The 15,575-nt window shown below is 37.1% G+C and carries 11 protein-coding genes; 2 read left to right on the forward strand and 9 right to left on the reverse strand.

What is annotated here, in order from left to right:
- Positions 1-546: 546 nt before the first annotated feature.
- The 8 genes from uvrC to CLOAM_RS03820 form a co-directional block, all read right to left on the reverse strand.
- On the reverse strand, positions 547-2,352 hold the full coding sequence (gene uvrC, locus CLOAM_RS03785; protein ID WP_015424532.1) for an excinuclease ABC subunit UvrC: 1,806 nt from the start codon (positions 2,350-2,352) through the stop codon (positions 547-549).
- Positions 2,328-3,902, reverse strand: a complete 1,575-nt coding sequence (gene murJ / locus CLOAM_RS03790) for a murein biosynthesis integral membrane protein MurJ (RefSeq protein ID WP_015424533.1) — start codon at positions 3,900-3,902, stop codon at positions 2,328-2,330. The genes uvrC and murJ overlap by 25 nt, the downstream gene beginning before the upstream one ends.
- Positions 3,903-5,015: a DNA polymerase III subunit gene (locus tag CLOAM_RS03795; RefSeq protein WP_015424534.1), complete on the reverse strand. Its 1,113-nt coding sequence runs from the start codon at positions 5,013-5,015 to the stop codon at positions 3,903-3,905.
- On the reverse strand, positions 5,016-5,621 hold the full coding sequence (locus CLOAM_RS03800) for a GNAT family N-acetyltransferase (RefSeq protein WP_015424535.1): 606 nt from the start codon (positions 5,619-5,621) through the stop codon (positions 5,016-5,018).
- 349 nt (positions 5,622-5,970) lie between these two features.
- Positions 5,971-6,936: a tRNA dihydrouridine synthase DusB gene (gene dusB / locus CLOAM_RS03805; RefSeq protein WP_015424536.1), complete on the reverse strand. Its 966-nt coding sequence runs from the start codon at positions 6,934-6,936 to the stop codon at positions 5,971-5,973.
- Positions 6,933-8,624, reverse strand: coding sequence for an HD domain-containing phosphohydrolase (locus tag CLOAM_RS03810; RefSeq protein WP_015424537.1), 1,692 nt, complete (start codon positions 8,622-8,624; stop codon positions 6,933-6,935). Before CLOAM_RS03810 ends, dusB begins: the two co-directional genes overlap by 4 nt.
- Positions 8,625-8,636: 12 nt before the next feature.
- Positions 8,637-9,263, reverse strand: a complete 627-nt coding sequence (trmB, locus tag CLOAM_RS03815; protein WP_044278906.1) for a tRNA (guanosine(46)-N7)-methyltransferase TrmB — start codon at positions 9,261-9,263, stop codon at positions 8,637-8,639.
- Positions 9,253-9,873 (reverse strand): hypothetical protein, encoded by a 621-nt coding sequence (locus CLOAM_RS03820; protein WP_044278907.1) that lies wholly within the window; start codon positions 9,871-9,873, stop codon positions 9,253-9,255. The genes trmB and CLOAM_RS03820 overlap by 11 nt, the downstream gene beginning before the upstream one ends.
- A gap of 104 nt (positions 9,874-9,977) precedes the next feature.
- Between CLOAM_RS03820 and ftsY the strand changes: the two genes are divergently transcribed.
- Positions 9,978-10,943, forward strand: coding sequence for a signal recognition particle-docking protein FtsY (gene ftsY, locus CLOAM_RS03825; RefSeq protein ID WP_044278908.1), 966 nt, complete (start codon positions 9,978-9,980; stop codon positions 10,941-10,943).
- Positions 10,944-11,776: 833 nt separating this feature from the next.
- On the opposite strand, the gene CLOAM_RS03830 is transcribed toward ftsY, so the two are convergent.
- Positions 11,777-12,088: a DUF3467 domain-containing protein gene (locus CLOAM_RS03830; protein WP_015424541.1), complete on the reverse strand. Its 312-nt coding sequence runs from the start codon at positions 12,086-12,088 to the stop codon at positions 11,777-11,779.
- 758 nt (positions 12,089-12,846) lie between these two features.
- On the opposite strand from CLOAM_RS03830, the gene CLOAM_RS03835 reads away from it, so the two are divergent.
- The gene (locus CLOAM_RS03835; protein ID WP_015424542.1) at positions 12,847-15,564 is read left to right on the forward strand and encodes a FlgD immunoglobulin-like domain containing protein; all 2,718 of its coding nucleotides are present in this window, start codon (positions 12,847-12,849) and stop codon (positions 15,562-15,564) included.
- The last annotated feature ends 11 nt before the right edge of the window (positions 15,565-15,575 follow it).

Consider the following 15,575-nt stretch of genomic DNA (forward strand, 5'->3'; position numbering starts at 1 on the left):
ATTTGCTATTTTAGAGTAATGGATGTAACTATCTGAAGGGCAATAAATAATAAATTGAGTAAAAATTTTTTGTTTTTGTTTCCTGTAGATTACACTGATAAATCACTCGTAGATTACACGGAATAAGCTCTCACAGATTTCACAGATGACACGGATTAGATTTTATAATTTTAAGTTAACTCACTATTTTATTTCCGGTGTTCCACCTTTTCACTTTTTTATCTTTTCACTTTTTCACTTTTCACTTTTCACTTTTCACCCTTCACCTTTCACTCTTCACTTTTCACCCTTCACCTTTTCACCGTTCATTCTCCATTCTCCATTATTTCTCTTTTTCTCTTTTTCTCTTTGTTTAAAATCTCACTACTTTAGCTCTCACTCTTCACCTTGCAACCACCTTGATTTGCAATAAATTATGTATTTCACATAACTTCTTCCTTAATAGCATTGCTTACCCATTGCTTACCCATTACGGATGGGATTAGTATTGGGTAAGCAATGCTTCAGTAATGCAGTTAAGAAGCGCAATTAAAAAGGGAGGGAATTTTATGTGCTGTGAAAATGGTTATATATCTTCTCTGCGATTTTAGGTCCTATACCTTTTATTTTAGACAGAGTTTCCCTATTCGCGTTGGCAATATTTTCCACACTGCCCAGTTCTTTCAACAGCAGAAATTTATTTTTTTCTCCGATGCCGGAAATACTTTCCAATTCACTTTCCAATGTTCTGCGGGAGCGTCTTTTGCGATGTAAAGAGAGAGCGAAACGATGTGCTTCATCTCGGATATTGATCAATAATCGTAAAGCGGAAGATGAACGCGGTAAAATGATGGATTGTTCATTTCCAGGGACAAAAACTTCCTCTGCTCTTTTGGCTAAGGCAATTATACTGATATCGTTCTTTCCGGAAGCTCGTAATATTTGTTCACTGGCTGAAAGCTGTCCTTTTCCTCCATCAATAACTATGAGGTCCGGTTTCATTTGGGGTTCTTTTTCGGTTTCCGTTAAAAAACGAGCCATTGTTTCCTGCATAGCGGCATAGTCATTTTGGGTTTCAATGCTGCGAATAATGAAATGGCGATAGTATTTCTTTTTGCTTTTCCCGTTTTCAAAAAAGACAGCAGAAGAAACAGTATCACTTCCCTGGATGGTAGAAATATCCATACAAACGATTTTCCGCGGTAGTTTAGGCAATTTTAATGCCTCTTTCAGTTCCTGAACAGGGAAAATAGTCCGATTGGCTTTTCTTAAATGTGCCAGTTTGCTTTCTTCTACAATGTTAAAGGCATTGGTTTTTGCCATTGCAATCAGCTTGGTTTTTTCTCCTCTTTGGGGTATCTGTAATTTATTGCCCAGCCAGGAATTCAGTTTATCCATATCTTTAGGTGCAAAAGGCAACAGAACTTCTTCCGGCATTTCTTCTCTATCAGCATAGTAAAGTTGTAAAAAGCTTGCCAGGATACTATCCGGTTCTTCATAATCCAAATTTGTAAGCGGATAATTTTCCTGATGAATAATAGCTCCGTTTTTCATTTTCAGAATAACGCAGACGGCTCTTTTTTCTTCCCTATAAAAGCCGATAATATCAATGTTTCCGCCTTCCACATTGAAAACGGATTGTCTTTTTTGAATGCGTTCAATGGCAATAATGCGGTCACGGAATTTTCCTGCTTCCTCAAAACGGAGTTCTGCAGAGGCATTTTGCATTTCCGTTCTCAGTTCATCTAAAAGTTCCGTATAGCGTCCATTGAAAAACCGCAAGAGCTGATTTACGGTCTTGGCATAGTTCTTCTGACTGATGTTTCCGATGCAGGGAGCAGGACATTTACCCAGCTGAAAATTCATACAGGGTTGTTTATATTTTATTTTAGGAATATTTCTATTGCAACTACGCAAAGGAAAAATCCATTCCAAATCGCGTAAAGTATTTCTCAGATAGCGAACTTCTGTGTAAGGACCAAAGTATTTGGCATTATCTTTCAGCAACTCACGCGTAATAAAGATTCTGGGAAAGGGCTCATTAACCGTTATTTTCACGAAAGGATAGCGTTTATCATCTTTCAGCATAATATTATATTTGGGACGGTAACGTTTAACTAAAGTTGCTTCCAAAATAAAGGCATCGGCTTCGCTATTGGTAATGATGTAATCCAAATCGGCAATATTCTTTATCAGATGTTCTGTTTTAAGGTCTTTGCCAGCGGGATTCAGATAATTCTTTATCCTATGCTTCAGGTTTAATGCCTTGCCGATGTAGATGATAGTTCCGTCTTTATCTTTCCAGAGATAAACACCTGGTTGTTCAGGAAGCAAAGCAAGTTTTGTTTCTATTTCTTCAGAAAACGCTGGCATAATTTTTTGCCTGCCTGATTAAGATAATCAATTTTTAACAGGATACCGGTGAGATAAAACAGCCCGAGAGTAATAACAGAAAGTATTGCATCTCTTATTAGTAAAGCAATTCTGCCGCTTACAGGGAAAAGATTACAGCTTATATAGAGCAAAAGATATAAGACACCACAAATCAAAAGGGATTTAATAATATTTATGGCAATCCCCGAAAAAGATATTTCCGGCATCTTTTTACGGATCAGGGTACGCAATATAAAGAAATTTACACAGGCAGTTATAGAAGTAGATAAAGCTAAACCCCGATGAGCCATAAACTGCATCAGAATAAAATTCAGGGTTATATTTAAAGCTACCATTCCCGCAGCAATTTTCACAGGTGTTTTGGTATCTTTATAAGCATAAAATACAGGGGTAATTGTTTGATTCAAGCCATAAAAAATTAAACCCAAGGAATAAAATACTAACGCCTGGGAAGTCATCCAAACCGCGTCTTCCTGAAAAGCTCCACTTTCAAATAAAATGCGTACAAAGTCCTCACCCAAAGCTAAAATAATAGTCGTTACCGGCAGCATAATGTAAGCCAAATTCAAACCCGAAAAACGAATACTTTCCGAGAGCTCTTGATAATTTTCAGTGGAAACACAGCGTGAATAAAAAGGAAGAACAGCTGTTCCCGTGGAAATGGCAAAAATACCTAAGGGTAATTGCATTAAACGATTGCCAAAATTTAATGCCGTAATTGAACCAGTTGGTAAAAAAGATGCCATCAACGCATCCGCTATCAAATTAATTTCCCGAATTCCAATTCCTATCATACTGGGAATAAAGCGCTTCCAGAGAACAGATAATGCCTCCGAACCAAACTTTAGATAAATCGCCCAACGGTAACCAATTTTTTTCAGGTAAGGCAGATTGATTACCGTTTGTAAAAAACCCCCTACTAAAACTCCCCCACCAGCCCAAACAATTAAATCCTCTCCACTCACTTTTAACACAAAATAGGGAATAAGAACTGTGGCAATCATCCCGATATTGAGTAAAGCGGAAGAAAGTCCCGTCATAAAAAAATAGTTATGCGAGTTCAAAATGGCAATAAAAGTAGAAGATAAGCCAATGAAAAACAGATAGGGAAAAATAATCCGCGTAAGCTTTATAGCCAGAACTTTCGTTTCAGATGCTAAACCTGGATAAAGACATTTCACAATCAACGGGGCAAGAGCTATTCCTAAAATTGTTAAGATACAAAGAATAAAAGTTAAAACGCTCAGCAGGTTCAAAGCAAATTCTATCTGTTTTTCCTTACCCTGCTTAATCTTAATGTCATTATAAAGAGGAACAAAAGCTGTGGAAAGTGCTCCTTCTCCAAAAAGGCGTCTTAATAAATTGGGAATATTGTAGCCCACATTAAAGGCATCATTCAAAGAAGTTGTGCCAAAGAAATAAGCCATCACCTGGTCTCTAATTAAACCGAAAATGCGGCTGATGAATACACCAATGGACATCACACTGATGTTTTTTGCCAAAGTCCGATGAGTGCCTTTAGCTTCCATTTATGGTTTCAGCAAATGTTTACAGTTTAAATAGAGGTTGGTCAGCACCAAATTCAAATTGGCATAACCCTCAACTTTACGATTGAGGTCTTCCAGAAAAAGCAGGAAATCATAAAGTCGGTCATCTATTCCTAAATTTGCTTCTGCGATTGGTTTCAAGAAATCTAATTTATCTATATTGGTAATTTCGCTATCAGGATTAGTAGAAAGGGAACCTAAGTCACTGGCAATAATCCGGATATATTTTAGTAAATCAATTACCTGGTCTATTGTTTGCTGTTTTTTATACCTTTCTGCCAATTCCAAATAACCCAAATCATTTTCTTCTGCTGCCAGGGAAAAGATTTCAAAAGCCCAATTACTGGAAAGGGATTCACTTTCCGAAGCAATTCTAATGGCAGTTTTCAAGTTACCGGCACAAATTCTGGAAGCAGACCTGGCTAAAGCGGAATTGATTTCAAATTCGTTGATTAGAATTTCCTCAATTACACCCCTTGTTAAGGGCTTAAAATAAACAGGTTGAGTGCGGGAAAGTATCGTCGGTAAAATTAATGGCAAGCGTTCAGTAATGAGAATTATAATAGTTCGTTCCGGAGGTTCTTCCAGGGTTTTTAGAAAAGCATTGGCAGTAGCATTATTCATCATATCTGCATCTTCAATAATTACTATTCTGTATTTTGCTTCATGGATGGATAGTTCCAGGCGTTTGTTCAATAGCGTAATGCTTTCTTTACGGATTTCCGTAGCGTCTTTGAAAAAAAAGTCCTTCCAAGGAGTGTTAATTTTATTCTGCAAATATGCTTCATACGATTTTTGAGCGTCCGTATTCTTAATCTCTCCCTCTACACTGAGATTCAAATTGGGAGTAGGAAAGAGATAAACGAAATCAGGATGCTCCAACTGCAAAAATTTATGACAGGCATCACACTCGCCACAGGGTTTTAATTCGCTGGTAGCTAAACAATTAACTGCCATTCCGAAATAGAGGGCAGTGGTAAATTTACCAACTCCATCACTTCCGTAAAAAAGATATGCCTGAGCTATACGATCATTTTCAATTGCCTTATCTAAAAGCTCTAAGGCATTTTCCTGTCCTTTTATTTTGGGTAACATTTAAACAATGCTTATTTTACTGCGTCCCGCTTCATCACTGATGCTATAGTCATAAATCTTTTTCACATAGGGACTGGTGAATTCGCTTGCCAGTATATCGTAAATAAAAACATCGTGATATTGTCCTGAAACAAACATAAATTCTCTTTGTACTCCCACTTTTTTAAACCCGATTTTTTCATAACAACGAATAGCACGCTTGTTATAGGACATCACGGAAAGATAAACATTATGCAGATTTAAAATGTTGAAAGCAAAATCCAGAAGCAAACTCGTTGCCTCAGTTCCAATACCCTGATTCCAAAAGGTCTTTTCCCCAATAAAAATTCCCAGAGAAGCATTTCTGTGAACTTGTGAGACCTGATGAATTCCACAATTTCCGATAACCTTATTAGTATCTTTTTCCACAATGGCAAAAATATAATTCTCCCGCATCAATTTACGCAACAGCTCCGTTTCCTTTTCCATATCCAGAACTATCTGAGATAGTGTTACAAATTGCCCTATTTCCATATCATTCAGCCATTCCGTGTATTTTTCCACATCATCCATAGAAACGGGGGAAAGATAACACTTTTCTCCTACCAGTTTTCTAAAATATTTCATTTTTTCTCCCTGTTTTTTTAATCTTATTCAGGTATGGTAATACCCTGTGGTTTCTATTTCTAAACCTGAGCAAAGTGTCAAGAAGTTTCCAGTATCTTGCAGATTACGCAGATTTTTTTACACCGAGAACACCGAGAATACTGAGAGCACCGAGAAAAAGATGACAAATTAACAATTTTAAATTCGTATAAATTCCATTAAATACAATAAATTCGTTAAATCCTGTCAATATGTCGTCACGAGTTATAAGCGCCAAAAAATTATCTCACAGCCAAAAAGTTATCAACGCGCTAACGACTCCTAACTTGCAAGTATCCCTCTGCTCTCTGCTCTTAGCTCTCAGCCCGCACTATCCTATACGCGAAAATCCCTTCAGGATGATTGCTTTCAGTTCGCTAATGTTTTCTGTATGATTTATTTGATTGCGTAATTCAGCTCCTCCTAAAATGCCTTTAGTATAAAAGCAAAGATGTGCACGCATTTCTCTCACAACAACATCTTCCGATTTATACAGCAATGCTTTATCCAAATGGGCAAAAATGGTCTTCACGATTTCTTTTTGGATTACAGGATTGTAAGTTCCGGTAGAAATCAGCTGGCGACTTTGCGCAAAAAGCCAGGGTTTCCCTAAAGCACCTCTACCAATCATTATTCCGTCACAATTGGTCTCTGTTATCATTCTTTGTGCGTCTTCCGGAGTTTTAATATCTCCATTTCCAACAACCGGAATTTGGACATTTTGTTTCAGGATTTTTATCTGTTCCCAATTGCTGGTGCCCGAAAACATCTGGCTTGAAGTTCTGGGATGCAAACAGAGAAAATCGGCTCCGCATTCCTGCAACATTAATCCAAATTGTAAATAATTCTGATTTTGGAAATTCCATCCACTACGAAATTTAACACTTAAAGGTATCCTCCCTAAGAGAGCATTTTTAACTTCTTTAACTATTTTTCCAGCTAAAGAAGGGGTCTGCATTAAAGCTGAACCAGCTCCCTTGCGGATAACTTTTTTCACCGGACAGCCCATATTAATATCCATAAAATCAGGTTTTAAAGGTAATAATACCTCAACCGCTCTTGCCATTATGAGTGGATTACTGCCAAAAATTTGGATGCCGAAAGGGTGCTCTGACTCATCAAACTGAACATATTGTAAGGTCTTAGCGGAATTTCTGGTTAAGCCATCAGCACTAACCATTTCGCTGTATAAGACCTCAGCTCCCCAATTTTTACAAATTTGGCGAAATGCGGAATCGCTATAGCCGGCTAAAGGGGCTAAAAATAGAAGTGGCTTATTTAAAAAGGGAACGGTCATTGATTAGTGTATATGGCTTTTATGGAATCAATATTTACCTCATCAATATATTCCTTATTCATAAAGCGATCGGCATATTCTTTGTAAAGTCCGCTATCCAAAAAGAAATTTACTAGGTCTTTATCCAGATGACCTTCCTTAACCATATAACCCATAATATTTAATGACTCGCTTAAGGTCTTGGCTGTTTTATAGGGTCTATCGGAAGCGGTTAATGCTTCAAAGATATCTGCTACAGCTAAAATACGGGACTGCAAAGGTAATTTTTCCGCTGTATAGCCATTAGGATAACCCTTTCCATTGAGCGCTTCATGATGAGTAGCTGCATAGAAAGCTACATTTTCATACTTTTTGGGGAAAGATAGTTGAGAAAGCATTTCCCAGGTGATGGCAACATGATCTTGCATAATTTTCATTTCTTCAGGAGTAAATGTTCCTCTGCCACTAATCTGCATATTCTTTTTTTCGTCTTCCGTAAAAATAAAGTAACGCTTTCCTTCATATTCAAAATTTATCTTTCCGAGTTTTTCCACTTTTTCTAAATCGGCTTTATCAACAAATTCTTTGCCTACATTTACATTGATAAGGAAGTTGGTTATATTAGCAAGATAATTACGAAAATCCGCGGGCTCCAGTTCGCTGTCTATATTTTGATGGATAAAATCGGCAAATTCATCTTCCTTTAGCTTTAACTGCAAGCAGGTTAGCAATAGTTCCAGTTTTTCCAAACGCAATTTTACCAGCTCTATGCGGTCACAAATTGTTTCCAGTTTTGTGCTTTTATCCATAATTGCTTCAGGAGTGACAATTTTACCAACATCGTGCATCCAGCCAGCCATAGAAAGTTCTTTTAGTTCGTTTTCGCTGAATTTGCGTCCCGGGAAATATTTTTCTCCCTTTTCGTTAATTTTAGTGGCTATCATTTCCGTCAGCATTGCTACGCGGGTTATATGATTGGAAGAGTATTTGGACTTTCTTTCAATGGCACCGGCAATGGAACGGATAAATTGATTCAATAGTTCTTCCAAATTCTCAATCAGTTTTTTATTGGAAAGAGCAATAGCTGCCTGCGAAGCAAGCGAAGAAAGCATTGTTTTATGCTCATCGGTAAAAGAAACGATGTTTCCTTCTTCATCCATAGCATTGATGAATTGAATCACCCCTAAAACAGTATCCTCATGATTTTTTAAGGGTATAGTTAGCATTGACTTACAGCGATAGTTATTTTCTCTATCGGTCTTCATAGTTCCGCTCACATCGTAGCCCTCCGCTTTGTATACATCAGCGAAACATAAGCTTTGTTTGTGATGATAAACATTGGTAACGATTTTGTTATCTACCGGATTGCCTTTTTCATCGTAAAGGTCAATGCTTTTCCAGTTTACGGGTCCCCGCGTTCCTCCCTTGCGTAAATTTAAGGTAGCATTATACACAATTTCAAACTGAAGTTTGGTGGCATCCTCATTAACCGTATAAATTGTGGCAGCATCGGCTCGGGTAAAGGAAATTCCTTCTTCCAGAATCATATCAAATATTTTATCCAAGTCGGTTTCTGAAGAAAGTGATTCGCCAATACGCGTTAACCTTTGAATATGTAATAATTGCTCCTCAGCCAAATTAGTGATGCTTTCTACAACACTATTGAGCATTTTGTTGATTTGATAGTTGCTACTAAAATTGTAACTCATTTTTATTTACTCCTAAATTCGTTTAAATAACATATATTGTGGCTCAAAGCCCTGTCGCCTTTGTTCGGATTCATACCAGGTGGGAATATGTTCTTCAAAAGGTGATTCTTTAAGCATAAGTTCTTCATAGACGGATATAAAACTGGGATGAGCTAAAAACTCATCTAAAATCCAGGTAGCATAATCGCTATTATCAGTGGTGATTTGAACTTGAGCTAGCGGTTTTAAAATCATTGCCAGAGAACTCAAAAATTCCTGTTGAATTAAACGACGGCGATGATGTTTGCGTTTGGGCCAGGGATCAGGATATTGAATAAAAACCCCGGAAACCGATTCTGCAGGAAATAGCTGGCAGATTGAATTATCAACATACAAACGCATAAGACGCACATTGGGGTTTTGTTCCGGCGTTAATTTCTTGAGTGTGTTGTTGATTCTTTTTTCCGCCGCTTCCAAACCGATATAATTGTATTCCGGATGCAGAATGGAGTAGCGGGCAATAAATTCACCCTTGCCACAACCGATTTCCAGATACAAGGAATGGGAATTATGAAACAAATCAACCGGATTCAGGCATATAAATTTGCCCTCTTCATTTATCTGCGGTTTGATAACAAAGAAATTCCGATCAGAAATCATCGTCTTCTTCGTCCTCCCTCAGGTTTTTACTCTCTTCCTTAATATCTTTGCGGGTTATAATTAAAATAGCCAGCGAAATGCCAACACCAATGAAAATAAATAAGACCAAGGCATTAAGAAAATAATCCATAAAAGTATTTGCCCCTTTTGCCTGCTTCAAAAGGGACATTAAGAGCTTAAAATAGACACCTAAAACCAAAGCCGAAGCAACTGAAAAAATTAAAGTCCGTATTGTGATTAGGGTTTTGGAAAAATAAGTATAACGCAAAATCAGCCACAACACAAAACCGCAAACCAGATTGAGCAGAAAAAGTAAAAATAAACTGAGCTCCACTTTAAAGCGAAGTAGCATTAAAAGACCGTATAAAAGCGGTATAAAAATTTGTAAACCCAATAATACATTTTTAGGAAGACAGCTGTAACCAAAAGCTAATGCTCCAATAAAAAAACTGAGAGCAAAATATAATTCTGCCTGACTGATGCCTCTACCACCCGAATTATCAGTAAAGTCAATAAAACTTCCCGAAAAAAGCAACCCCCCTAAGATTGCTGCTATTATCGGAAAAAAGAGCAGTAATAAATCCCTCGGTAATATCTTTGTGCGTTCCATGCAAAACCTTCATTTTTGTTTTCTGAACTGCATTCAGAACAGGGCTGAAACAAATTTATATTGACTTCCAGCCCCTAAATACAAATTTAACGCAGTTGCTTATAATGTCAACAATAATAATTAAAAATGGAGATAAAAAAGTGCTAAACATCGTTAAAAACCTGAAAGAGAAGCTCGCTAAAACCAATAGCAATTTTATGGGAAAAATAACTGAGACCGTTAAAAAACGCAAAGTTGTTGATGAAGAAATGCTTGCGGAAATTGAAGAAATTCTGCTTAGCTGTGATACCGGAATAGAAATGACAGATATTATTTTAACCCGCTTTAAAGAACAGCTGAAAAAGGATAAAGTTACCGACCCGGAAATTGCTCAGATTTATCTTACAGATGTAATGAGAGATATCCTGCTGGCGGAAAATGAAGAAACACCCGATTTTTTTGCCGAACCGCAAGCAAAACCTTATGTGGTTGTCTTCGTAGGTGTAAACGGTACTGGCAAAACCACTACCATCGGCAAAGTTGCCTATAAATTTAACCAAATGGGAAAAAAGGTTTTAATCGTTGCTGGAGATACTTTCCGTGCTGCCGCTATTGAACAAATAGCTATTTGGGCTGAAAGAGCAGGTGTGCCAATTGTTCGTTCGCAACCGGATAGCGATCCTGCCGCTATTATCTATGATGGTGTTCATTCCGCTCTGGCACGTGGCTATGATGTTGTTTTAATTGATACTGCAGGCAGACAACATACCAAAGATAATTTGATGAAGGAACTGACCAAAATTGAACGCACTATCCAGAAACTTATTCCTGATGCACCTCACGAAGTGATTTTAGTTGTAGATGCCACAACGGGACAAAATGCCGTTTCCCAAGCTCATAATTTTGATAAAGCAATGAAATTAACCGGAATTGCTCTCACTAAATATGACGGAACTTCCAAAGGAGGTATTATTTTTAACCTGAAATATAATTTGCAATTACCGGTTAAACTTTTAGGCGTTGGAGAAGGGATTGAGGATTTGCTGCCGTTTAAAGCTGTGCCGTTTGTGAAAGCGTTCTTTGAAGAATAAAGATTTTTTCACATAGAGAAAAAGAGAATGCGTAGCCGGAGGATGCTGTTCCTTCGCAAGAAAGTGAAAAGGTGGAAAATTGGAAAAGTGGAAAGGTGGAAAAGTGAAAAGGTGAAACATGGTTTGGACATCGTAAAAAAAAGGATGCGGAGCTACGGCTACACAAATAATAATTTTTTCCGTTTGCTTCCCCGCTAGAGTATTGAATGCTCATCATAAATGTATGAAAGAGTTCTTAAACTTTTTTTCTGTGCATATAAACAGAGATATTTGTGCCATTTGAGAGGACAGTAGGGAAGGAGAAGGTTTTAATATATATATCGGCTTAAAAGGCGTAAATATTTTTTATCTTATGTGGATTTCCGCTTTCTCAGGAATAAAAAATGGCTTATCCTGCAAAAAATTATATATGTCATCATTAGTCCTCATCACTAAACGAATTTGAGATAAGGGTGAAAGTTATATAAGCGATGACGACTCCTGACTTAATTTTCACCTTTCGCCTAATTAAGCTCTCACAGATAACACAGATAACACAGATTAGATTTTATAATTTTAAGTTAAACCCACAATTAAGTTCCTGTGTTTCACTTTTTCACTTTTTCACCTAATTAAGCTCTCACAGATAACACAGATAACACAGATTAGATTTTATAATTTTAAGTTAAACCCACAATTAAGTTCCTGTGTTTCACTTTTTCACTTTTTCACCTAATTAAGCTCTCACAGATAACACAGATAACACAGATTTTAATTTTATAATTTTAGGTTAAACCCACAATTTAGTTCCTGTGTTTCACTTTTTCACCTTTTCACTTTTTCACCGTTCACCCTTAGCTCTTGGGCTCCGGCTTAAACCCTACCGGTTTATTATCCTGCTGACCGTAAATTTTGATTTCCCCAAACTGGCTTTCGTAGGAATCTATGTTTTTCTCTAAAAGCTGCATCAATTGCTTGGCATGCGAGGGAGTCATCAAAACCCGGGTATAAATTCTGGCATCCGGAATTCCTGGAAGTATTCTTCCGCAATCCATAATAAATTCGGAAGGAGAATTGGTAATAACGAAAAAATTGGCATAAGTGCCTTCTCCGACCTTTTCGTCAATCTTAATCTGAATTTGATTCTGAGGTGGCTGATTGGACATTTTGTTCTCCTGTTTAGGTATATTTTATTGTTTCCTTGTTGGAGGAAGCCCTTATTTTGTCAATCAAAAATGAAAAAATGGGCTCTCACAGATTTTAATTAATAATAGGTAGGGGATGAACAGGATGATTAGGATTTGAGGGATTTTTTTTGACAATAGGTAGGGGATGAACAGGATGATTGGGATTTGAGGGATTTTTTTTTGATAATAGGTAGGGGATGAACAGGATGATTGGGATTTGAGGGATTTTTTTTGATAATAGGTAGGGGATGAACAGGATGATTGGGATTTGAGGGATTTTTTTATTTGATAATAAAATGTAATTACAAAAAAGCTCGGAGAGCGAAACAATGATAGCGATGGGTGCGTAAGCCCCTCGTTGAATGAAAGCCCCGACTTTTTTTCTATTTTATATTTTTACCTTTCCTGGTTCAACCAAAGCCCCAAAGAGCGAAACAATAATGTAGAAGGTGGCGTAAGCCCCTCGTTAAAATGAAAATTTGTTTCACGCAGATAACGCAGATAACGCAGATTGAATTAGCAATACGGATTTGATGGATTATGCTGATTAACATATTTAATAATTCTTCCTTTTTCTCGGTTTTATCGGTGTTCTCTGTATTCTCGGTGTAAAAAAATTGCTTGAAATATGAAAATTCCTTAAAAAAAAGCTTGACAAGATTTGGAGAACTTTTTATCCGTATCTTATGAATGAAATGATAATATTCTGTTTTCATAATAAATAAAAGGAGAGAAAAATGAAAAAGCTACTTTTCATATTTACATTATGCTTATGTACGATAGGTATAAGTTGGGGACAAACAGTTTTCTTTAGTGAAACCTTTGGTTCAGTAAGTGCTACTACATCAATTGCTACACACGAAACTAACAATGGTTTTGATAATGATGACGCAACATTTACAGGAACTGCGGATATAAGAAATACTAATCCTTCATCTGGATATACTGGAGCATCAGGACTTGCAAATGTCTTTTTTACAAATACTGTAGGTAAATATTTATTAATAGAAGGCATTAATTCTTCTTCCTATTCTAATATTAGTATGTCTTTAGGACATCATAAAAATACAACTGCAGGTAATAATGAATTAAGTATTGAAGTTAGTTCAGATGGTACTAATTGGAATTCATTAACATATTCCAGACCAACAGGTACTGGAACTGCAGTATGGTTACTTATTACACCCTCTGGAACTATTCCAGCTGCCCAAAATTTGCGTATTAGATTTACACAAACTAGTACAGGTCCTCAATTTAGAATAGATGATATTAAATTAACAGGAACCGCTGCTAGCACTCCAACAATCACAGTAAATCCTGCAACGCTTTCCGGTTTTAGTTATGTTCAGGGTAGCGGACCTTCAAGTGAGAAGACCTTTACGGTTCAAGGTTCTAATTTAACGGCTGATATCAATATTACGGTACCAACAAGCCCTGCTCAACATTATGAAATTTCTAAAACCAGTGGGGGAACATTCAGTTCTTCTTTAACACTAACTCAAAGTGGAGGCACTGTAAGCGAGACCACGATTTATGTGCGTTTGAAAGCAGGGTTAAGTGCAGGTGACTATAATAATGAGACAATAACAGTAAGTTCTACAGGTGCTACCTCTCAAACAGTAACCTGCAGTGGAACTGTCTGTAAACCAGAGCCCAGTAATCATTGTACAAATTTTACTGCCGCTAATGGTACAGATCCCAAAACTCAAATTACATTAAGCTGGACTGACGCAACTGGTAGCATTATTCCTGATGGTTATCTAATTAAAGCAGCTACTGGAGATTATAGTAATATTGTTAATCCTGTAGATGGTACAGCAGAAACCGATGAAACTTTAGTAAAAAATATAGCTACAGGTGTTCAAACAGCCACTTTTTCTAATCTGAACAGCAGTACTACCTATTATTTCAAAATATTTCCCTATACCAATAGCGGAACAAATATCAATTATAAGACAGATGGAACTATTCCTCAAATAAGTTGGACTACAGCAAGTGGTCCTACTATAGTAGAAATTATTTTACCTCAATATATACAAGGTAAAAATGTAACAAATAACCAACGCTTACCTTGGGCTTGCAGATTAAGATTAGAAAATCTGACCGCTAGTGCTACTTATAGATATTTTGGACAGTTTGTTGTTTCTACTGATGATGCATCAACAAATGGTGCTGGTATTGGCTGGTTTGTTAATTCAGATAATACTATCTCTCGTAATACTTCAGTAGGAATGAGCACTGAGGGAGCATATTCGGAATTCACAACTGATGCCAATGGTTCTTATACTGGTTGGTTTATGGGGGAACCATCAGGTAATACAAGATTTACTCCCGGAAATAATCTATACTATAGAATTATGCTCAATGATGGTGCGGGAGGATCAAGCGTAACTATGCGTTTAACTACTGCTAATTCCTTTAAGGTGATCAATTTTGGTACATCGGATGATGTTAACCAGGGAACATTCTTATATGGTGTTTCTCGGTCACCGGCAAAGAACTTTGTGTTTGTTTATGATAATGTAGAAGGAACTGGAAGACCTATAGCTGGTAGTATTATAGAGGATGATGGATTAGATTTATCAAATGTCACTCAAATACTTCCTTCCTATAAGACGAATGTTGATAAAGTTGATGGTGCCTGGGGTGTGATAATTCCCAATTCAGTTGGCGCAAAAGGTTTTTCCGGAATCAAACGTATTGAGAGTAGGAATCTTTCCGATGGTGATTTATATGCTCAAGCTACAGATAGTGATGGTGTTTGGCCCAGCGGAGTTAATACAGTAAATCCAACGGGGGGAGATGTAACTCCAATAGTTTTAAGTGAAAATGATGCTACTTTGCCGGTGGAATTATCCGCTTTTATGGCATATATTAATTCCCAGGGTGGGATAACCGTGATGTGGGCAACACAATCCGAAACAGGAGTAAATGGTTACTATGTTAATCGGGCAACAGTGAATGACCTGTCTGCAGCAGTGAGGATTAGTTCTTTAATTCCGGCAAGCAATACTTCTCAGCAACAGGTTTATGTATATAATGATAATGAACTCTATGAACCCGGCACATATTATTATTGGTTGGAAATTCAGGATATAGATGGAGTAGTTTCTTATTACGGTTCAAGGAGTGTAACTTTTGGTGGTAGTGGTAATAATGTAACTCCGGAAATTCCATTGGTTACGGGAATTCGTTCAATTTATCCCAATCCTTTTAATCCTTCGGCTACAATAATGTATGAACTTGAGCAACCGGCAAATGTTAATATTGATATATACAATAACCGCGGCCAGATAGTGCGTAGTTTTGCTATAGGACAAAAAGAGAAGGGAAGCCATAAATTGCTGTGGGATGGCACAGATAATTCCGGTAGTGCTTGCGGAACGGGGATATATTTTATAAAGATGCAAGCCGGGAAAGAGACCTTTGTGAAGAAAGCCGCGTTGGTAAAATGAAGAATGTAAAA

The organism is Candidatus Cloacimonas acidaminovorans str. Evry, from assembly GCF_000146065.2.
Taxonomy (GTDB): domain Bacteria; phylum Cloacimonadota; class Cloacimonadia; order Cloacimonadales; family Cloacimonadaceae; genus Cloacimonas; species Cloacimonas acidaminivorans.